17 protein-coding genes are annotated in these 19,349 nt (G+C 66.4%); 5 read left to right on the forward strand and 12 right to left on the reverse strand.

Annotated features, from left to right (window positions below; translation table 11 throughout):
* Nucleotides 1-8: 8 nt before the first annotated feature.
* Nucleotides 9-719 carry a 4Fe-4S dicluster domain-containing protein gene (locus GO608_RS18140; RefSeq protein ID WP_169198579.1) on the reverse strand — a complete coding sequence of 237 codons (711 nt, stop codon included), beginning with the start codon at nt 717-719 and terminating at the stop codon, nt 9-11.
* 320 nt (nt 720-1,039) lie between these two features.
* Here GO608_RS18140 and GO608_RS18145 point away from each other — a divergent pair, with 320 nt between their 5' ends.
* The 4 genes from GO608_RS18145 (at nt 1,040) to GO608_RS18160 (ending at nt 7,106) form a co-directional block, all read left to right on the forward strand.
* Nucleotides 1,040-1,912: a substrate-binding domain-containing protein gene (locus tag GO608_RS18145; RefSeq protein ID WP_169198580.1), complete on the forward strand. Its 873-nt coding sequence runs from the start codon at nt 1,040-1,042 to the stop codon at nt 1,910-1,912.
* The gene (locus GO608_RS18150) at nt 1,909-3,354 is read left to right on the forward strand and encodes a sensor histidine kinase (protein WP_169198581.1); all 1,446 of its coding nucleotides are present in this window, start codon (nt 1,909-1,911) and stop codon (nt 3,352-3,354) included. Before GO608_RS18145 ends, GO608_RS18150 begins: the two co-directional genes overlap by 4 nt.
* Entirely contained in the window at nt 3,341-4,693 is a 1,353-nt protein-coding gene (locus GO608_RS18155) for a sigma-54-dependent transcriptional regulator (RefSeq protein ID WP_169198582.1), read from the forward strand. The genes GO608_RS18150 and GO608_RS18155 overlap by 14 nt, the downstream gene beginning before the upstream one ends.
* A gap of 463 nt (nt 4,694-5,156) precedes the next feature.
* The gene (locus tag GO608_RS18160) at nt 5,157-7,106 is read left to right on the forward strand and encodes a multicopper oxidase family protein (RefSeq protein WP_169198583.1); all 1,950 of its coding nucleotides are present in this window, start codon (nt 5,157-5,159) and stop codon (nt 7,104-7,106) included.
* A gap of 87 nt (nt 7,107-7,193) precedes the next feature.
* Here GO608_RS18160 and phnE read toward each other — a convergent pair whose 3' ends face one another.
* From phnE to senB, 5 genes are all read right to left on the reverse strand, one after another.
* A complete protein-coding gene (gene phnE, locus GO608_RS18165; protein WP_169198584.1) occupies nt 7,194-8,003 on the reverse strand; it encodes a phosphonate ABC transporter, permease protein PhnE in 810 nt (269 codons plus the stop codon).
* Nucleotides 8,000-8,842, reverse strand: a complete 843-nt coding sequence (locus GO608_RS18170; RefSeq protein ID WP_169198585.1) for a PhnE/PtxC family ABC transporter permease — start codon at nt 8,840-8,842, stop codon at nt 8,000-8,002. Before GO608_RS18170 ends, phnE begins: the two co-directional genes overlap by 4 nt.
* Nucleotides 8,843-8,844: 2 nt before the next feature.
* Entirely contained in the window at nt 8,845-9,687 is an 843-nt protein-coding gene (locus GO608_RS18175) for a phosphonate ABC transporter ATP-binding protein (protein ID WP_169198586.1), read from the reverse strand.
* Nucleotides 9,688-9,706: 19 nt separating this feature from the next.
* On the reverse strand, nt 9,707-10,570 hold the full coding sequence (locus GO608_RS18180; protein ID WP_169198587.1) for a putative selenate ABC transporter substrate-binding protein: 864 nt from the start codon (nt 10,568-10,570) through the stop codon (nt 9,707-9,709).
* 170 nt (nt 10,571-10,740) lie between these two features.
* Nucleotides 10,741-11,751 carry a selenoneine biosynthesis selenosugar synthase SenB gene (gene senB / locus GO608_RS18185; protein ID WP_169198588.1) on the reverse strand — a complete coding sequence of 337 codons (1,011 nt, stop codon included), beginning with the start codon at nt 11,749-11,751 and terminating at the stop codon, nt 10,741-10,743.
* Nucleotides 11,752-11,768: 17 nt separating this feature from the next.
* On the opposite strand from senB, the gene senA reads away from it, so the two are divergent.
* The gene (gene senA, locus GO608_RS18190) at nt 11,769-12,923 is read left to right on the forward strand and encodes a selenoneine synthase SenA (protein WP_169198589.1); all 1,155 of its coding nucleotides are present in this window, start codon (nt 11,769-11,771) and stop codon (nt 12,921-12,923) included.
* Nucleotides 12,924-13,278: 355 nt separating this feature from the next.
* Here the strand turns inward: senA and GO608_RS18195 are convergent, their stop codons facing one another.
* The 6 genes from GO608_RS18195 to GO608_RS18220 form a co-directional block, all read right to left on the reverse strand.
* Nucleotides 13,279-14,163: a cache domain-containing protein gene (locus GO608_RS18195; RefSeq protein ID WP_169198590.1), complete on the reverse strand. Its 885-nt coding sequence runs from the start codon at nt 14,161-14,163 to the stop codon at nt 13,279-13,281.
* A 31-nt stretch (nt 14,164-14,194) separates the two neighbouring features.
* On the reverse strand, nt 14,195-15,535 hold the full coding sequence (locus tag GO608_RS18200; protein ID WP_169198591.1) for a TRAP transporter large permease: 1,341 nt from the start codon (nt 15,533-15,535) through the stop codon (nt 14,195-14,197).
* A gap of 15 nt (nt 15,536-15,550) precedes the next feature.
* Entirely contained in the window at nt 15,551-16,096 is a 546-nt protein-coding gene (locus GO608_RS18205) for a TRAP transporter small permease (RefSeq protein ID WP_169198592.1), read from the reverse strand.
* Between the two features lie 188 nt (nt 16,097-16,284).
* The gene (locus GO608_RS18210; protein ID WP_169198593.1) at nt 16,285-17,283 is read right to left on the reverse strand and encodes a TRAP transporter substrate-binding protein; all 999 of its coding nucleotides are present in this window, start codon (nt 17,281-17,283) and stop codon (nt 16,285-16,287) included.
* Between the two features lie 169 nt (nt 17,284-17,452).
* The gene (locus GO608_RS18215; RefSeq protein WP_169198594.1) at nt 17,453-18,889 is read right to left on the reverse strand and encodes an NAD(P)/FAD-dependent oxidoreductase; all 1,437 of its coding nucleotides are present in this window, start codon (nt 18,887-18,889) and stop codon (nt 17,453-17,455) included.
* A gap of 29 nt (nt 18,890-18,918) precedes the next feature.
* Nucleotides 18,919-19,335, reverse strand: coding sequence for a nuclear transport factor 2 family protein (locus tag GO608_RS18220; protein WP_169198595.1), 417 nt, complete (start codon nt 19,333-19,335; stop codon nt 18,919-18,921).
* Nucleotides 19,336-19,349 lie beyond the last annotated feature (14 nt).

The raw sequence follows: 19,349 nt of genomic DNA on the forward strand, positions 1-19,349 counted from the left end.
TTGTCTCCTCAGATGTCGAAGTGGCGCTTGAACGCCGAGCGTTGGAGTTCCATCACGTCGGGCTTGCGGTAGGCATCGCGACCGAACTCGGTCTGGTTGCGATCGGCGCCGATGTAGAACACGTGCGGCTTCGTGCCTTCCTCCGGACGCAGCACCTGCGTGGCATTGGTCGCGACCAGATAGGAAACCTCGCTGTTTGGATCATTGAGGTCGCCGAAGACACGCGATCGGCCGATGCAGGTCTGCACGCAAGCCGGCACCAGGTTCTGCGTGACGCGGTGGAAGCAGAAGGTGCACTTGTCGACGACATTCGTGATCGGCGTGTAGGTGCGGTGCGAAGGCAGCATGAAGCGCGCGTTGTACGGGCAGGCCGCCATGCAGCTGCGGCAACCGATGCAACGCTCGTAGCGCTGCAGCACGAAGCCCCCGTCCTCGACCTTGTAGGTGGCTTCGACGGGGCAGTTGCGCACGCACGGGGGATCGTCGCAGTGATTGCACAGTCGCGGCAGGAACTGCTTTTTTACGTTGGGATACTTGCCGACGACCTTGTACGGCACCCAGGTGCGATTGACTCCGAGCGGTGTGTCGTACTCCGCCTTGCACGCCACCTGGCAGGCCATGCAGCCGATGCAGCGACGGGTATCGACCACCATCGCAAATCGACGCTTGCCCGGCGCCTCCCTGGTCTCGATGGGCGAGACCCTGAGTTCTTCACTCATGCTTTCACCTCCGTTGAATGCCGCGGCGTGCTCCGCATTCGAGATGGCGATTCACGGCTCGCGGTCACCTTGCCGCGAGCGCATAGCGCCTCCCTTCACACCCGGACAGGTGCAATAACCGGGCCATGAACAGGGAAATAGGCGAAAGGTCCTGGCGGGCAAGGGATTGCGAAAACCGCAGCCCAGATACCCTCGTGACCGGCGTTACGAAGTCGTAACATCGCTAGCGATTGCTGCGCTGCAAGCCGTTACCGTTGCGTAACGGCGCCCTCTCGCACCTCTGCTGACAGGACGCAGGTTCGGCGCCTATCATCCTCGGCATGGACAGGGACGTTGCCCTTCTTGAAGCCTGCGGCCGGCGCGCATTCCTGCGCGGCGTCGGGGCTTTGGCAGCACTGACGGTGCTGCCTTCCCATGCCGCAGACATCCCGGTGCGCATCGGCCTGACACCGGTCTTTCTCGACGACCAGATGGGTTTCCTGAGCCAGTGGAGACGCTGGCTGGAGGTGAAGCTCGGGCGCACCGTCGTGTTTGTCCAGCGCGGCAGCTATCGCGAAATCATGGATCTGCTCCGCGCGGGCAAGCTCGATTTTGCCTGGGTGTGCGGTTATCCCTATGTGCGCCACCGCCAGGAACTGAAGCTGGTGGCTGTGCCGCTGTGGCGGGGTGAGCCGTGCTACCAGTCCTACTTCATCGTGCCGGCCGACGACCCCCGAACGGGGACGCTCGCCGAGCTGCGCGGCAAGGTATTCGCCTACTCCGATCCCGACTCGAATTCCGGCTATCTCTACCCCCGCTACCTGCTCACCACGCAAGGTGAGAATCCCGACAACTTCTTCTCGCGCAGTTTCTTCACTTGGGCGCACCGCAAGGTGGTCGAGGCAGTCGGCATTGCGCTGGCCGACGGCGGGGCGGTCGACGGCTATGTCTGGGAGACGCTCGCCGAATTGCACCCGGACCTTACCCGGGCCACGCGAGTGATCGAGCGCTCGCCGCCGCTCGCTTACCCGCCTTTCGTCGCCCGGTCGGATATTCCGGCAGTCGAACTGGCAGGCTTTCGTGGCGTTCTGCTCGACATGGCGGCGGACCCCGAAGGCATGGACCTGCTCCTGCGTCTGGACGGCTTCATCCCGGGCAAATCGGAGCTGTTCGACGAAATTGCACGCATGGCCGCGCGCGTGAGAAATCCATGAGGACGCTCGCCGATCTGTCACTGCGCTGGAAGATTCCGCTGCGCGTCGTGGCGGCAGTCCTGGGCACGGCGCTCGCGGTCACGGTCGCACTGGTCGCCCGCGACTACGACATCGTGCGCCAGAACCTCGAAGGCCACGCGCGCAGCATGGGACGAGTGCTGGCGCATACGCTCGTCATGCCTGTGCTGCATGACGACATCTGGCGTGCCTACGAGATCCTGCAGTCGGCTCATGAGCCCAACCCCGCCGCACCGGAACTGCAGGCGCTGGTCGTGCTGGTGACGGATGCGGATTACCGCGTCTTCGTATCGACCCGGCCGCGCGCGTTTCCCATCGGCACCAGCGCCGCTGCGCCAGGGGGCGCCTACGGCTTGTTGCGCGCTGAACTCTCGCGCGGCAGCCCCGCCGATCAGCGCATCCTCGAGCCTGGCGACAGCCCGCTGTTCTTCATCATGACACCGCTGATCGCCGACGGCATCGCACTCGGCCATGTCATCCTCGCCTACGCCAGGCCGGCGCTGCTTCCCCGTTTCCTCGGCCAGGTCGGACGGGCAGCCTGGGTCACCCTGGTGGTGCTTCTCATCCTCCTCCCCGTGTCCTGGGTGTGGGCCCGCCGCACCGCCCAGCCCCTGCTGCGCTTGGCCGGAGCGATGAAGCAGATCCCGCTCGAGCTCGAGGCGGCCCGGCTCGCGGACCTTCCGCGCAGCGACGACGAAATCGGCCAGCTTGGAGAAGCCTTTCGCCGCATGGTGGCCGAGATGCAGGTCAAACCGGAGATGGAGCGACAGATGCTCAGCTCGGAGCGGCTCGCCGCGATCGGTCGACTGACCGCCGGCATCGCACACGAGATCAACAATCCCCTCACCGGCATGCTCACGGCGATCAACACTTTCCAGCGCCACGGGGGGGATCCGCAGCGCACCGAGCGCACGCTATCGCTGCTGCAGCGCGGGCTGACGCAGATCCGCAACACCGTCAGCGCGCTGCTGGTGGAAGCGAAAGTCGAAGACCGCTTTTTCGCCCCCGAGGATATCGACGACCTGGTGATTCTGGTCGAAGCCGAAGCCCATGCGCAGGCCGTGCGCATCGTCGTCGACGGGCGCATTGCCGAACCAGTTCCGCTCCCGGCGACCCTGCTGCGGCAGATCGTGCTCAATCTGCTGCTCAACGCGGTGGCGGCGGGCGAAGGCGGCACGGTGCGCCTCAACGCATACACTTCGCCGCAACAGCTGATGCTCGCCGTCTTCAACGATGGCGCGCATATCGAGCAGCGGGACATGGCCTACCTGTTCGAGCCCTTCGCGACCGGGCGAGAGACCGGACACGGTCTGGGGCTGTGGATCGTGTACCAGATCACCCGACAGCTCAACGGCGAGATCGCGGTCGAAAGCGAGCCCGGCGCCACGACTTTCACCATCGAGATTCCCTATGGCAAATCCTAGCGAGACGCGGTCGAGGCTCTGTCTGATCGAGGACGACGAGATCATCGGCGAATCCCTCACCGACCGCTTTCGGCTCGAAGGCTTCGATGTCGATTGGTGCCGTACCGGCATCGAAGCCAGGGCTGCGCTCGCAACGCACCGCCATGCAGTGGTCGTCAGCGATATCCGGCTGCCCGACTGCAACGGGGGCGAGCTGTTCCTCGATCTGCTCGCATCGGTGCCTATGCTGCCACCCTTCCTGTTCATGACCGCCTTCGGCAGCATCGATCGCGCTGTCGAACTGATCAAGGCCGGTGCCGCAGACTACATCACCAAGCCGTTCGACCCGGATGCGCTGGTCGCCAAAGTGCGTGCGCTGGCCGAGGGCTACGGGGCCGGACAGATCCTGGCGGGTGCAGAAGTCCTGGGAGTGTCACCCGCGATGCGACGGATCGCCGAATCGCTGCCCCGCCTCGCCCGCCATGCCGACAGTCTGCTCATCACCGGCGAGTCGGGCGTCGGCAAGGAACACGTGGCGCGCCTGTTCCACCGCTACGCTGCCGGTCCGCAGGCGCCGTTCGTCGCGGTTAACTGCGCCGCGATTCCGGACACCCTCCTCGAGGCGGAATTGTTCGGCTACGAGAAGGGCGCCTTCACCGGCGCGACCAAGGCGAGGCGGGGCTATTTCGAGCAGGCGGGCGGCGGCACGGTGTTCCTCGACGAAATCGGCGACATGCCTCTGTCGATGCAGGCCAAGCTGTTGCGCGTGCTGCAGGAACACAGGCTGCAGCGCCTGGGTGGCGAAGCCCCGATCGCCATCGAGTTCCACCTGGTCTGCGCGACGCATTGCGACCTCAGGGCAATGGTCGACGAAGGCCGCTTTCGCGACGATCTCTACTATCGCATTCATGTGATTCACCTGCGCATCCCGCCGCTGCGCGAACGCAGAGAGGACATTCCCTGGTTCGTGCATCACTTCGTCGACGCGTTCAATCGCGCCCACCCCGAGGAAAAGCGGCGCATCGACCCCCGCACCGAGGAAGCACTCACCCGCTATGCGTGGCCGGGAAACGTCCGCGAGCTGAAGCATGCGGTCGAGCGCGCCTGCATCCTGTCCCCTGGCCCGCTCCTCGGGGCCGACGCGTTCTTCGGCGAAGGACTGGACGCAGGTCCTGACCAACCCCCGCCTTCACGTCCGCTGGCCGACTACCTGATGGATTGCGAACGCGATTACTTGCGCATGGTCCTCGAGCAGCATGGCGGTCACATGACCCGCAGCGCCGAAGCGCTCGGCATCACGCGCAAGACGCTGTGGGAAAAGCTGCGCCGCCTTGGGCTGCAGGCGCGCGAAGACCTCTGAAATCAGTCGCCCCCCCTTTCCTGCTCTACCTCCGCCAGCATGGCGGCAAGCGAATGCAGGCCTTCCGACTCTGCCGCCTCAGAAATTTCCTCAAGGGATGCTTTCGCATGGATCAGTTGGGCGGTCCTGCAATCAGGCGGCAATTGCGGCCGAAACTCCTGCAGGCGTGACGCGACCATCGCTGAGTAAGCGCGGCCCCTAATCCTGGGCAAGGCTTTCCTCGCACGCTTTGAGTCAGCGATTGCGGGTTAGCGTCGACGAAGCCGCAGGTGTGAGCGAGAGCAGCGCCCGTGATCCGCGCCCTGCAGGACGGCGGTTTGCACGCGCTGTCGGAATCCTTTACATCCCCCACCTCGACATCCTCATAAGCTCTTGATCTTGCTTGACGCCGCCCTTTGGCTCTGTTCTTGCAGCATGTAATTTTCCCTGAGCAGTCTTCGCCGGCAGCAGCCAAGGAGGGGCCATGATCACCCGACGGTTGTTCCTGAAAGCGACTGTATGGATGGGTGCCCTGCTGCTGCCATGGAAATGGGGCAGCCGGCATGCATCTGCCGCCCCTATTCCCGGCGGCACCCTCGATCCGACGACGATCTCCAAGTACCGGATGCCGCTGGTCATCCCGCCGGCGATGCCGCAGACCCCGCCGCCCACGCCTACGGTCGACGTCGACTACTACGAAATCGCCGTCCGCCAGTTCCAGCAGCAGATCCTGCCGAGGGGCATGCCGATGACGACGGTGTGGAGCTACGGCTCCGTCAACCATTCCGACACGTTCCACTACCCCGCCTTCACGATCGAGGCCCGGTACGGTGCGCCGGTTCGGGTGAAGTGGATCAACGGCCTGGTGGACGAGCACGGCCGGTACCTGCAGCACCTGCTACCAGTCGATGCGAGCCTGCACTGGGCGAATCCTGCCGGGGGCCCTACGGGGCGCGATGCGCATCCGGTCGTCGACGCGACACCCGGACCCTACACCGGCCCGGTTCCCATCGTCACTCATCTCCACGGCGGGCACACCCATGACGACAGCGACGGATTCCCGGAGGCGTGGTATCTACCGCACGCGAGCAACATTCCCGGCGGTTTCGCCCGCTTCGGCTCCGAATACCAGCGGTTCCGCGCGAAGGCCCAAGCGCGCATGGGACAGGCATGGACGACCGGCTCGGCGGTATTCGAGTACGAGAACGACCAGGATGCGGCGACGCTGTGGTACCACGACCACACGCTCGGCATGACCCGGCTCAACGTCTATGCGGGACCGGCGGGCTTCTATCTGATCCGCGGCGGCGACCGCGACGTGCCGGACGCCGTGCTCCCCGGACCGGCCGCCGGTATGGGCGCCGATCCCTTCGGACGGCATTACGAGATTCCTCTCGCGATCCAGGACCGCTCGTTCAACGCCGACGGCTCGCTGTTCTACCCGGACAGCCGCACGTTTTTCGACGGCTACGAGGGGCCGTACTTCCCTCACACCGAGGTGCCGCCGATCTGGAACCCGGAATTCTTCGGCAACACCATCGTCGTCAATGGCCGCACCTGGCCCTACCTGGAAGTCGAGCCGCGCCGATATCGCTTCCGGCTTCTGAACGGCTGCAACTCGCGTTTCCTCATCCTCGAGTTCGACGACCCCGCTCTCGCCTTCTGGCAGATCGGCGGGGACGGCGGCTTCCTGCCTGCCGCAGTGCAACTCCGCCGCTTGCTGCTGGCGCCCGCCGAGCGGGCCGACGTGATCGTCGACTTCACGGGGCGGACGGTCGGCGTAGAGATCACCTTGCGGAACCTCGGGCCGGACGAGCCGTTCGGCGGCGGCGTGCCGGACGACGACTTCGCGGCCGCCGATGCTGGCACCACCGGCCAAGTGATGCAGTTCCGGATCGTTCCCCTCACCGCTGCGGATCCGAGCACGCCGCCCGCCGAACTCCTGCTGCCGGCGTTGAGGCCGCTCGGACTGGCAACTTTCACGCGGAAGGTGGCGCTGAACGAGAAGACGGCCGGATCGCCGGATTTCGACGGACCCGTCGAGGCGAAGCTCGGGATCATCGACGAGAACGGCGTGAACATCCCCCTCGACTGGCAGAACGAGGTCACCGAGAACCCCGCGCTCGAGTCGATCGAGACCTGGGAGATCCACAACTTCACCGAGGACGCGCACCCGATCCATATCCACGAAGTGCAGTTCGAGGTGGTCGATCGGCAGCCGTTCGACGGCGCCCCGTACGGGCCGGAGCCCGGCGAGACTGGCCCCAAGGACACGGTCATCGCCTATCCGGGCGAGATCACCCGGGTGAAGGCGTTGTTCGATCGTCCGGGGCTATACGTCTGGCACTGCCACATCGTCGAGCACGAGGACAACGAGATGATGCGGCGGTACGTCATCGGGCCGATGAGCGCGGGCGATGCCGGTCACCGCTAGCCGACAGCTTCGCCGCTGACCGGGAGTTGCCGGCGGTCCTCTCGGTCGAGCGCGCTAGCATGCAGTAAAACGCGTCCAAGTCTTGAATCAACTGTGCCCCATCCATGCCCGTAGGCGGTCGCTCAGCGCGTCGACGGCGAGCACCAGCACGAACATCGCGATCAGCACCGTGGCTGCCTGTGCCTGCTGGAAGATCGACAGGTGGAAGTACAGCATCTGCCCGAGGCCACCGGCGCCGACGAAGCCCAGCACTGCGGCCATGCGGATATTCATCTCCAGTCGGTAGAGCCCGTACGCCACGGATTGGGCCCACACCAGCGGCAGGGTTCCATAGAGGAAGGCCGGCACTCCGCCGCTGCCGGTTTCCAGAAGGCTTTGCTCGGGCTGCGGCGGGGCGTTCTCGATCGCTTCGGCGAACAGCCGGCCGAGCACGCCCGTGGTGTGCAGCGCCAGCGCCAGCACCCCGGCAAACGGGCCGAGCCCGGCGGCCAGCACCATCAGCGTCGCCCACACCAGTTCGGGCACGCTGCGCAACAGGTTGAGCAGGAAACGCGACAGGCGTTCGGCCGCGGCGCCGTGGCGCCCTGCCGCCGGCAGCGCGAGCAGCAACCCGGCGGCCGCGGCGAGCAGCGTACCGATCATCGCCACCGCGAACGTCTGCAAGGCTCCGTAGGCGGTCTTGCGCAGGAAGTCGGGTTCGAGATCGGGCGGGAAGAACGACGCTGCGAAGCGCGCCATGTCAGCCCCTGCGCCGACCGAGAAGAGCGTTCCGAAGTCGATTCCGAGATAGACAAAGCTCCCCGCTACCGCGGCGGCGACCAGCGCGCAGGTCAGCACGCAACTCAGACAGAAGTCGGCCGCGCCTCGCGGGGCGCAGGGCTCGCGGGTCTCGTTCATGCGAGCGCCCTGCGCAGGGTCGCGCTCAGTGAGTCGGCGAACAACACCAGCACGAGGAAGACGAAGAGAATCGTCGCCGCTTCACCGCCGTTGAGCATCTTCATCGACTGGTCCATCAATTGTCCGAGCCCGCCCGCACCGACAAAACCCATGATCACCGAGGCGCGCACCGCGCATTCCCAGCGATAGACCGTGTACGAGGTCAGCTCCTGCGCGGCGTTGGGCAGCAGCCCGTAAGCGAGGGCGGCGAAGCGCCCGCCGCCGGCTTCGAGGATCGCGCGCGCGGGGCGCGTGTCGATCGATTCGAGGATCTCGGTGTAGACCTTGCCGAGCATTCCGCCGTAGGTGATCGCGAGCGCCAGCACGCCGGCCGCAGGGCCGAGGCCGAGCACGCGCACGAACATCAGCGCCCAGACGATCTCCGGAATTGCGCGCAGGAAAGTCAGTAGCGCTCGTCCTGCGGCGCGCGCCATCCTGTCGCCCAGGCGCCCCGGCCCCGGGCCGATCTTCGACACCGCCAGCGCGCGCGTGCTCAGGATCGAGAGGGGCACCGCCAGCAGCAGCGCGAGCGCGATGCCGGCGGTGGCGATCGCCATCGTTTCCAGCGTCGCATCGAGGAGGTAACCGAGAAACTCGGTCGAGGTGGCCGGCGGCAGAAAGCCGCCGAGAAAGCTGCCCATGACCCGCAGATTGCCGGCGTCGAACAACGCCCAGGGGCGGAACTCGGCCAGCACCAGCAGCGGCCACAGCAGCACCAGCGCCACGAGCGTCCAGCCCAGCCGCGCACGGGTGTCCGGGTCGCGATGGGGCGGCGAGAGCGCTTGGGTCGATGCGCTCATGTTCAGCGTCCGCGGGAGGTGTCGAGGCGAATGACCTTCGCGTCCGCCTCGGGATCGGTCGTCGCGCCGGCCGCGGCGTCCCGGGCTTGCACCGGCAGCATGGCGCCCTCGGCGGCATAGAGTTCGTGCAGCATCGAATCCGTGAGGCGGGCGGTTGGCAGGTCGAACACCACTTCGCCGCCGCGCAGGCCGATGATGCGCGGAAACCACTTGAGCGCCAGGTCGACCGCGTGCAACGACGCGAACAGGCTGGCGCCGCTGCGCGCCGATTCGGCGACCAGCTCGCCGAGCGCCGCATCGGCGAGCGCGGGGTCGAGCGCGGAAACCGGCTCGTCGGCGAGGATCAGGTCGGGCTGCTGATAGAGCACGCGGGCGATGCCGACGCGCTGCAACTGCCCGCCCGAGAGCCGGTCGCAGCGCTCGAACAGGCGGTCGGCGAGGTCGAAGCGCGCGAGCGCCGCGTGCGCTCCGGCGACGTCGACCGGATAGAGCAGCGACAGCAGGCCTTTCCACGCCGGCCAGCGGCCGAGCCGTCCGGCGTGGATCGCGGTGACCACGCGCAGGCGCGGCGGGATCGGCGGGCTCTGGTGGATCGTGCCGATGCGCGCCCGCAGGCGCCGCAGCGCGCCCGCCGACAACCGCCAAGGGTTGGCGCCGAGAACGTCGAGCCGCCCTTCGGTCGGGCGCAGCGCGGTGCCGAGGAGCCGGATCAGGCTGGTCTTGCCGGCGCCCGACGGGCCGATCACCGCGACCCGCTCGCCTCGGCCTACGCGCAGCGATACGCGCTGCAGCGCGCGAAAGCCGTTGCCGTGGGTCAGCCCGGCGCTTTCCAGTTCAAATCCCATTCGCGCGCTCCGCGGGGGCTTACTTGATCAGCCCGGCACTGCGCGCCGCACGCTCGATGGCGTCGTAATTGGCGCTGGTGGTGGGCACGTATTTCGAGGCTCGCTGCAGCGTCATCAGTTCCTTGTGGACAGGATCAGACGGATCGAGCTTCAGGAACGCATCGGCGATCTTTTCGCGCAGCGCCGCGTCGAGGCCGGGGCGCACCGTCCAGTTGTAATCGTAGTAAGGCGGCGTCGTGGCGATGACCCTGACGCGGCCGGCGTTGGCGTCGCCCTTCTCGAGCAGCTTGTCCAGCACCGAGGCGCTGAGCACGCCCGCTTCGGCGCGACCGGAGGCGACGAACGCGACGGTCGCGTCGTGCGCCCCGGAGAAGGCGATGCGCGTGAAGTCCTTGTCGGGGTCGATGCCGTCCTCGAGCAGGAAGAAGCGCGGCATCAAGTGTCCCGAGGTCGACGAGGGCGAACCGAAGGCGAAAGTCTTGCCCTTCAGCTCGGAAAGCGATTTGACTGGGCTGTCGGCCGGCACGATGAACTTGCTGGTGAAGACTTCGTCTTCGACGCGCTGGACGATCGGCAGCGCCTCGCCGTGGGTGCGCAGTCTGGCCTGCACGAAAGTGAATCCGCCAAGCCAGGCGAGATCGATCTTCTTCGCCGCCAGGCCTTCGACCACGGCCGCGTAGTCGCTGACGGGGGTGAACACCACTTCGAGGCCGGTCTCCTTTTCAAGATACTCCCCGAGCGGCTTGAACTTGCGCTGCAGCTCGGTCGGCGCCTCGTCGGGAATCGCCGATACGCGCAAGACCTGCGCGTGGGCCGCGGCCGCACCGAGCATCAACGTAAACGCTAGCGCGCAGCGGGAAATCAGGTTGGATATCGGAATCATCGGGTTCTCCACTCTCCAGTGACGCTTCGCGGGCGGCACGATGCGGCACGGAGCCGCCGGGAGGGCTGTTATATCAGAAGCCGGGCCGCTTCGAGGGCCGCTTCGAGGGCAGCGTCGGGGGCGGCAAAGGAGGCGGGGTCGTGCCCGATCGTCTTCATCAGCGTCCGCATTCAGCTCGTTCCCGCGGGTCGCGACAGCAGATCGCCGACCAGCCGGCGCAGCGCCGCACGCTCGCATTCCGGTGCGAACAGCGGTGCACGCTGCCGGCACTGTTCGGCCAGCCGTGCGATCAGCCTGTCGCCCTCTCCCACGAGCGATTCCCGACAGCGTAACAGCAGCGCCGCCAGCGCCTCGGCGTCGCCCCACGGAAAGTAGCCGGCATAATCGGCACCGAGCATCCCGACGTTTCCGTCGATGCGCGATGCGAGCACTGGCGTGCCGCTCGCGACCGCTTCCATCACGACGTGCGCGCCGCCTTCCATGCGACTCGCGTGGATGAGCAGATGCGCGCGCTGGATGTGGCGGCGCACCGCCTCGTGCGGTTGCCCGCCGAGCCAGCGGTAGTTCGGTGCCGCAGCCATTGTCGCTCGCGCGGCCTTGCCGAGCGCCGGATCGAGCGGATCGCCGATGTGGTCGATGAAGATGTCGCGCCGCTTGGCGAGCAGCCGTGCGGCGGCGAACAGCGTCTGCGGCGACTTTTCCTCGCGCAGGTGGCCGACCATCACCGCCCGCAGATGAAGCGACGACTTCGCGAGCGCCTTTCGCGCAGTGGTGGACTGGAAAATCACATGCGCCTTCGCGCGCACCGCTTCCGGCAGCGCGTGCGGCGCGCATTCCTGCAGCACGACGAGCGCCTGCGCGAGATCCAGCGAGCGCCGCGCCGCAGCGTCGGTAATGACGTCGCGATACAGGTCGGTCCCGGTGAGCACCACCGCCAGGCCCTTGCCCGGGCGCGCGCTGGCCCAGGCCGCGATCGATTGCGCCGACCGACGCGCATGCAGGGCGATCATCGCGGCGTCGCCGGTGGCCAGCGCATCTGGCCAAGCCTTGACGATGCGCACATGGCAGTGGCCCGCGAGGTGCCGCTGCCAGCGCCGCGCCGTCTGCCAGTTGCCGTTGTTCGCATCGCGCAGCGCCGGACTGACGATCACCAGTTGCGGCATACTCGTGGCACCGGTCATTACACGTCGCCCCTTCCATGAACGTCGACGCCGCCCGCTCCGAAGCCGCCCGTCGTGGCGGCCGCCAGGTCCTCGCCGCCGCGCTTGCCGACGGCCGCGCGCGCACGCTGGCGCTGCTCGATGCTTACGCCGCCGCGCTCGGCGAGTCGCTGGCGGTTCCCTGTTCGCCGCAGCTCAACCCGCCGCGCTGGGAAGCCGGGCATATCGGCTGGTTCCAGGACTACTGGATCGCGCGCAACCGGCAGCGCGCGATGGGCGTCGCCTGCGACCCCGACCATCAGCGCCTCGCCGGGCGCTTCGCGCAGGCCGACGCGCTGTACGACTCGAGCAAGGTACCGCATTCGACCCGCTGGCAGCTCGACCTGCCCGACCTCGCCGCGACCCGCGCCTATCTGGCCGAGAGCCTGGCGGAGACGCTGGCGCTGCTCGCCGCGACGCCCGAGACCGACGCGGACCTGTATTTTTTCCGCTTGGTATTGTTTCACGAGGACATGCACGGCGAGGCCGGGATCTACATGGCGCAAGCGCTCGATATCCCGCTGCCCGAGCCGCTGCTCGGGCCGGAGAGTAACATGTCGGAGGCTCGCGCACTGCGGGTCGCGGCGCAGAGCTCGACGCTCGGCTGGCACGGTGACGGCTTCGCCTTCGATAACGAAGTGACGGCCCACGAGGTCGCGGTGCCGGCCTTCGAGATCGATTCCGAGGTGGTGAGCTGGCGCCGCTACCTGCCTTTCGTCGAGCAGACCGGCGCCGCGCCCCCGCGCTATCTGCGCCGGGACGACGGCGGCTGGCAGCGCTGCGTTTTTGGCCGCTGGGAGGCGCTGCCGCTGGATGCTCCGGCCGTGCATCTGCGCTGGGACGAAGCCGACGCGTGGTGCCGCTGGGCAGGGCGGCGCCTCCCCCGCGAAGCCGAATGGGAAGTCGCCGCGCTGACGCATCCGGCATTCCGCTGGGGCGAGGTCTGGGAATGGACCGACAGCCGCTTCGCGCCCTACCCCGGTTTCGTCCCCCACCCGTACCGAGACTACTCGGCGCCGTGGTTCGGCGACCGCTACGTGCTGCGCGGCGCGAGTCGGGCGACAAGCCCGCGCATCGCGCATCCGCGCTACCGCAACTACTTCACTCCCGAGCGCAATGACCTGCACAACGGCTTTCGCAGTTGCGCATGCTAGGGCCGGCGATTGCGCCACGAGTTCGGGGCCGGGCGACGAACACCACGCGTTGGATGCCAATTCGCCTTCCGCAATGAAATTGAGGGCAGTTTGAGAGACGTGCTCGATGTGGAGCATCCCTGCCCTGGACTCCCTCGAGCTTGCCCGTTCCGCTAACCGCCTCCCCAATGTCGCTATCGTGCGGGACCGGTCTGCCCTCCACGTCGCGCTGAACGCGGCGCTCAGTACAGACCGCTCGGGTCATAGAATGCGATGACTGCGACACCGCCACACTCTCGATGCGGGTGACAGCGAAGATGTCGCCGAGGCATGCGAGCATGCGCTCTATCCAACGGCGACGAGACTGCTGCGAGCGTTACCGCTTGTAGTAGCCGACGCCGACCATCGTTTCACCTACGCGTCGGATATAGCTGCGTTTCGACTCGATCTTTCCCGAAACGGGATTCAGCCACTTGTAGTCGAGCTTGCCACTCGTGCTCTGGCCCAGTTGGGCGATCATCTCGCTGACGATGTGCCGCCGGGTCGGATCGACGAGTCGGTGTGAATCGGTGCCGACGAGACCCGGTTGAGCGGCGTAGGCGACGAAACGCCGGCTGCGCAGGTCGACCGCGAACACGTACAAGTCGTCGCGCACGAAGCGCCCGTCGATCCGCTGGAATGCGGCGAACGCGATGGCCTCATCGGCTTTCACCGCTTTCGCCGCCGCATCGACCATCGCCTTTGCGTCGGCCGGCGTCGCGCGGGGAGAAAAGTAGCCGACGGCGACAATCAGGCCGCCCACTTTGCGGAACAGCGTCACCTTCGGCTCGCCGCGGCTGTCGGCGGGGTTGAACCATTTATATTCGACCCGTCCGCCGCCCTGCTCTTTCGCGAGCCGAACGATCTCGTGGAAGAACGGCTTACCCTCCGCGTCGGTGTAGTCGAGCACGTTGGTCCCGACGAGAGCGGCGGAAAAACCGCAGCTCGCGAGGAAGCGCCCGTCGGTGCGCAGCGCATACGCGTAGAGGTCGCGGTCGACGAACTGCTCCTCGCGAGCGAAGGCCTGGACGCCGGCTTCGCCGTGCGCCTGGACGTGGCGCACGGCCCGCTCGAGGAGCACAGCCGCGCGTTTTTCGGCAGCGGTCACGATGCGCGGCCCATCCGCACGGGCCCGGCCCACGTCCTGCGGCAATGCGGTCCCGGCCCACAGCGCGAAACCACCGAGCACGAGGGCGCGAACGATACGGATTCTGGTAAACATGGCTCGATCTCTCCTTTGCGGCGAATGCCGCTCAGTAGCCCATCATCCGCGGCAGCCACAGTGACAGATCCGGCATGAACGCGATGAGGAACAACGCGATCGTCGAAGCAATCACGAACGGGTGGATGCGCGCGACGATCTCCTCGACGGTCGAGCCGCCTATGCCGGACGCAACGAACAGGTTCTCGCCGAGCGGCGGCGTCTGGAAGCCGATGGACAGCGCGCAGATCACGACGATGCCGACGTGCGTCGGGTCGGCGCCCATCATGTACATGACCGGGAGCAGGACCGGCACCAGGATCATGATCGCCGCGAGCGTTTCCATGAACATGCCGACGAACAGCAGGAACATGATGATCAGCGCCCAGATCAGGTACAAATTGTCGGTGAGGTTCAGCAGCGACTCGGCGATCGTCGCCGGAATGCGCTGTTCGACGAGCAGGCGCCCGAACACCGTCGCCGCGAACAGGATCAGCAGCACGCGGCCGGTGATCCAGGTCGTCGTTTTCAGCGAGTTGAACAGCGCCTCGAACTTGAGCTCGCGATGCAGCACGAGGCCGACAAACAGCGTGTAGAAGATCGCGACGATTGCCGATTCGGTCGGCGTGAAAAGCCCCGTGTAGATGCCGCCGAGGATGATAACCGGCGCGAGGATCGACCACACGCCGCGTCGCAGCGCTGTCTTGATTTCGTCCGTCGACCACTTCTCGGTCAGGCCGCGATAGCCGCGCTTGCCCGAGATCATGTAGTTCACCACCAGCAGGCTGCCGGCCATGATCAGGCCGGGGATGACGCCGGCGACGAAGAGCTTCGGGATCGACAGCGACTCGAACGCCCCGAACTTCTCGATCGCCTCGGCCGGCGGGTTCATGCCGAGCGCCGAGATGCCGAAGATCACCATCGGGATGGACGGCGGAATGATGATGCCGAGGCCGCCCGACGCGGCGGTGACCGCCGACGCGTAGCTGCGCTCGTACTTGCGCTGCGTCATCGCCGGGATCATCAGCATGCCGACTGCGGCGGTCGTCGCCGGGCCGGAGCCCGAAATCGCGCCGAAGAAGAGACACGCAAGCACCGTCGCCGCGCCGAGCCCGCCGGTGATCGGGCCGGCGAGCGATTCGGCGATGTCGACGAGCCGCTTCGAGATGCCGGCCGCTTCCATCAGCGCCCCGGCGAGCACGAACGCGGGCAGCGCCATCAGCGGGAAGCTGCCGACCGACGTGAACGCGATCTGCACGAACGCGATCGGGTTTTTGTCGAGCACGATGAAGGCGCCCATCGCTGCGCCGGCGAGCGACACCGTGATCGGCGCACCCAGCAGCAGCAGCACGAAGAAGCCACCGAACAGGATTTCGAGAATGTAGGCATCCATTTTCGCGACTCCGGGTCAGGCATGCGCGGCAGCGACGCGCTTGAGGTTCTCGATTTCCTCGGCCTCGGGATCGACGATCTCGACACCCTTGAACAGCGAGAGGTAGTTGTTCCACAGGATGCGCACCGACATCAGCAGGAACGCGGCCGGCAGGATCATGTAGAAGTACTTCATCGGCAGGCCGATCGTCTGCGACTTCCAGAAGACGTTCATACGGTTGAACACGAAGTCGTAGCTGAGCCAGACGAAATACAGGTTGAACGCGACCCAGATCAGGTCCGCAGTCGCTTCGCTGACTTTCTTCACGATCGGCGGGAAGAAGCGGAAATGGAAGGACACGCGATTGTGCGCGGACATCTTCGCCGCGACGACCGAGCCGAGGTAGGCGAACCACACGAAGAGGTAAGTCGCGAGCTCTTCGCCCCACGGCAGCGAGTACTGGAAGAACTGGCGCAGAAGGATCTGCACGAAGAGCAGGAGCACGAAGAACGCGAGCAGCGCCTCGCACAGGTACTCCTCGATATTGGAAACGAATTTGACGAGAACGCGCGATACGGACATGAGCGACTCCAGAATTCGGGGGCGGGGCGGTTCCGCTCGCGCGGCGCTCGGGCGGGCGCAGCGGGCGCGGAACTGAAGTGGCGTGAGCGGATGATTTGCTCGGAGCTTTCGGCGATTCGCGGACGCGTTTCGGCGGGCGGCGCGCACTGCCTGCGCGCCGCCTCCGCATCGCGAAGCGCTACGGACGATTAGCGGCCGAGCGTCTGCAGCGCGCGGTCGAGCTTCTCCTTGCCGCCGATGCTCTTGTAGAACTTCGGCCACACGGTGGTCGTCGCCTTCGCGATCCACTCCTTTTCGCCGTCGGCAGGCTCGGTGATCTGCAGGCCCCGTGCGACGAGATCCTTCTTGATCTTCTCTTCGGTCTCGAGCAGATACTTGAAGCTGTGCTCGGTCGCTTCATGGCCGGCATCGAGGATTGCCTTCTGCACCTCGGGCTTCTGGTCCTTGAACACCGACTCGCTGACGACGAGCGGCTCGAGCGAGAAGATGTAGCGCAGGTTCGTGACGTACTTCTGCACCTCGTAGAACTTCATCGCCGAAACGGTGATGTACGGGTTGTCCTGGCCGTCGACGACGCGCTGCTGCAGCCCGGTGAAGGTTTCCGACCACGACATCGGCGTCGGATTGACGCCCCACGCCTGGTACGACGCGATCATGATCTCGTTCTTCGGCACGCGAATCACGAGGCCCTTCAGGTCGTCGAGCGTCGTCACCGGCTTCTTCGAGTTCGTCAGCACCCGGAACCCGGAATACGCCCAGCCGACGATGCGCACCCCGGCGTCGCGGATCGTGTTCTCGGTCAGCTCCTTGCCGACCTCGCCCTGCGTGAGCTTCTTCGCGTCATCGGCGCTCTGGATCACGTACGGCATCGTCAAGAGGCCGACGGTCGGCGAGAACGGCGTGATGTTGTTCACCGCGAGGATCGAGAAATCGAGCACGCCCATCGCCGCGTTGTTGACCGTGTCTTCCTCACTACCGAGCTGCCCGTTCGGGAACAGGTCGACCTTGTGCTTGCCGCCGGTCTTCTGCTCGAGGTTCTTCGCGAACGAGCTGCCGAGCTCCCACTGCGTGCCACCGGCGGCATCCCCGATCGCCATCTTGAAAGTCGTCGCGAGCGCGGCCGGGGCGGCGGCGATCAGGCTTGCGGCGGCGACGAACGAAAGCAGTACGTTCTTGCGGAATTTCATCTTTGTCTCCTCGATCTCTTTCTAATGGGTGTTGCGGCTTTGCTGCGCTACGGCCCGCACCCCTTGGGATCGTGCGGGGGACGGACCGGGTGCTACGGGTATCAGGCTACGGGTCTGGCGGTCGGCTCTTTACCGGTCCGTGCTCCGCCGCCGCCAAACGGCCGGACGGTCAAAGCACTTCATCCTTGAAGGTGTACCAGCGGTACAGCCACCACTGGCCGAAGCGGCGGAACGGCGCGAAGAGTTCCGCTTCGACCATTTCGCGCACGTTCGGGAACGGCAGACGCGAGCGGAAGATCGGCAGCTCCGGCGTGCGCACCCCGGCGATGTTCTCGGCGAGCCGGCGGCCGGCCTGCGCCGAATACATCACGCCGTTGCCGCCATAGCCGAGCGCGTAGTAGATCGAAGTCTTCGGGTCCGGCTGCACGATGCGCGGCATCATGTCGTGGCTGACATCCACCCAGCCCCACCACGAGTAGTCGATCGGGATGCCCGCGAGCGCCGGAAACTTGCGGTGCAGATCGCGGATCAGGAACTGCCTGTATTTGTCCTGCGGCGCGTCGCGGCCCGTGATCGCGCTGCGGCTGCCGATCTGCACCCGGTTGTCGGGCAGGAGCCGGTAATAGTGGCGAAGAATGCGCGTATCGGTGATGACCTGCGTCGTGCGGAAGTTGCATGCATCGATCTCGGCCGGCGTCAGCGGCCGCGTGACGATCGAGTTCGACAGGATCGGCAGCAGCCGATTCCTGAATTCACGGTGCAGGCTGTTCGACGTGTAGCCGCCGGTCGCGACGCCGACGGCGCGGGCGCGGACGATGCCGCCCGGCGTCTTCAGGTAATGCACGCCGTTCTTCGTTTCCCAGCCCATCACGGGGCTCGCCGGGTGTACCTTCACGCCGAGCGCGCGCGCTTTACGCAGGTAGCCGAACGCGAGCTTGCCCGCGTGAATGCCGATGCCTTCGGGCTCGTGCATCGCGCCCGCCGCTTCCTTGTCGTCGACGTAGTCGCGTTTGACGGTGGCAGCGTCGAGGATGCGGGCGTCGTACTTGAAGACGTCGCGCAGGAGTTTCGCCTCCTTCTCGAGCGTCGGCATCACGCGCGGCTTGTGCGCGATGTAAAGGTGACCGCCCGGCTGCGGCTCGCAGTCGATGTCGCGGATCAAGCCCTTGAAGGTCTGCATCGCGTCGCAGATTTCCTCGTGCAGGCGCAGCGCGGTGTCGAGGCCGTAGCGCTCGATCCACTGCGAGCGCTTGAGCCGCCCCGACGCACACTGCGCCTGGCCGCCGTTGCGCGTGCTGCAGCCCCACGCGCTGCGGTTCGCTTCGAGCACCGTCGCCTTGATGCCGTGCTTCTCGGCGAGGAAGATCGCCGCCGTCAGCCCGGTGAAGCCGGAGCCGATGATCGCGACGTCGACGTCGATGTCGTGCGTGACCGGCCCGTCGTCGGCCGGCGGCTCGCCGGCGGTGCCGATCCAGTACGTCGGCGCGTAGTCGCGGCCCTGCCCCGGCGTCGCCGATACCAGCGGATCGTAGGCGGGGTCGTACGGTTGGGCGGCGGCAGTCGCGCGCGCGTTCGTGACGATCCGCTTTTCTGCTATGGCTTCCATGTCCCGACTCCTGAGGGTTCCTTCCGCGTTCAGGCCGCCTTCGCGACCGGCGGACGGTCCTTGCGGTACGCGTTCTTCACCGCGATCCTGCCGTCGCGGAACGTGAAGACATCGACCATGCGCGCCTCGATGCGCGTGCCGTCGGCCTTCGTGCCGCTGAACGTCGATTCCGAGACGCCGCGGTCGCCGCAGACGAAGTGCTCGCCGTCGCGCCACGCGGCGTCGGGGAAGGTCTGCCACGCGAGCTGGAAGCCCGCGCGCACTGCCTCGCGGCCTTCGAAGGTCTTGCCGAACAGGTCGGGGCCGGCTACCGCGTGGAACACGCAGTCGTCCGTCATGAAACTCATCAGCGCGTCGAGGTCATGCCGGTTCCAGGCGTCCGAGAAGGCTGCGAGGGTCTCGGCGGTGGCTTCGCTGCGGGGCTCGATGGCGGTTGCGGTATTCATGAGTTCGGTCTCCT

It is taken from the genome of Aromatoleum buckelii (assembly GCF_012910785.2).
Taxonomy (GTDB): Bacteria; Pseudomonadota; Gammaproteobacteria; order Burkholderiales; family Rhodocyclaceae; genus Aromatoleum; species Aromatoleum buckelii.

What these genes read in the sequence shown, in the direction of transcription:
- GO608_RS18140 (WP_169198579.1), bottom strand. Translation starts at nt 719, where the DNA reads ATGAGTGAAGAACTCAGGGTCTCGCCCATCGAGACCAGGGAGGCGCCG.
- GO608_RS18145 (WP_169198580.1), top strand. Translation starts at nt 1,040, where the DNA reads ATGGACAGGGACGTTGCCCTTCTTGAAGCCTGCGGCCGGCGCGCATTC.
- GO608_RS18150 (WP_169198581.1), top strand. Translation starts at nt 1,909, where the DNA reads ATGAGGACGCTCGCCGATCTGTCACTGCGCTGGAAGATTCCGCTGCGC.
- GO608_RS18155 (WP_169198582.1), top strand. Translation starts at nt 3,341, where the DNA reads ATGGCAAATCCTAGCGAGACGCGGTCGAGGCTCTGTCTGATCGAGGAC.
- GO608_RS18160 (WP_169198583.1), top strand. Translation starts at nt 5,157, where the DNA reads ATGATCACCCGACGGTTGTTCCTGAAAGCGACTGTATGGATGGGTGCC.
- phnE (WP_169198584.1), bottom strand. Translation starts at nt 8,003, where the DNA reads ATGAACGAGACCCGCGAGCCCTGCGCCCCGCGAGGCGCGGCCGACTTC.
- GO608_RS18170 (WP_169198585.1), bottom strand. Translation starts at nt 8,842, where the DNA reads ATGAGCGCATCGACCCAAGCGCTCTCGCCGCCCCATCGCGACCCGGAC.
- GO608_RS18175 (WP_169198586.1), bottom strand. Translation starts at nt 9,687, where the DNA reads ATGGGATTTGAACTGGAAAGCGCCGGGCTGACCCACGGCAACGGCTTT.
- GO608_RS18180 (WP_169198587.1), bottom strand. Translation starts at nt 10,570, where the DNA reads ATGATTCCGATATCCAACCTGATTTCCCGCTGCGCGCTAGCGTTTACG.
- senB (WP_169198588.1), bottom strand. Translation starts at nt 11,751, where the DNA reads ATGACCGGTGCCACGAGTATGCCGCAACTGGTGATCGTCAGTCCGGCG.
- senA (WP_169198589.1), top strand. Translation starts at nt 11,769, where the DNA reads ATGAACGTCGACGCCGCCCGCTCCGAAGCCGCCCGTCGTGGCGGCCGC.
- GO608_RS18195 (WP_169198590.1), bottom strand. Translation starts at nt 14,163, where the DNA reads ATGTTTACCAGAATCCGTATCGTTCGCGCCCTCGTGCTCGGTGGTTTC.
- GO608_RS18200 (WP_169198591.1), bottom strand. Translation starts at nt 15,535, where the DNA reads ATGGATGCCTACATTCTCGAAATCCTGTTCGGTGGCTTCTTCGTGCTG.
- GO608_RS18205 (WP_169198592.1), bottom strand. Translation starts at nt 16,096, where the DNA reads ATGTCCGTATCGCGCGTTCTCGTCAAATTCGTTTCCAATATCGAGGAG.
- GO608_RS18210 (WP_169198593.1), bottom strand. Translation starts at nt 17,283, where the DNA reads ATGAAATTCCGCAAGAACGTACTGCTTTCGTTCGTCGCCGCCGCAAGC.
- GO608_RS18215 (WP_169198594.1), bottom strand. Translation starts at nt 18,889, where the DNA reads ATGGAAGCCATAGCAGAAAAGCGGATCGTCACGAACGCGCGCGCGACT.
- GO608_RS18220 (WP_169198595.1), bottom strand. Translation starts at nt 19,335, where the DNA reads ATGAATACCGCAACCGCCATCGAGCCCCGCAGCGAAGCCACCGCCGAG.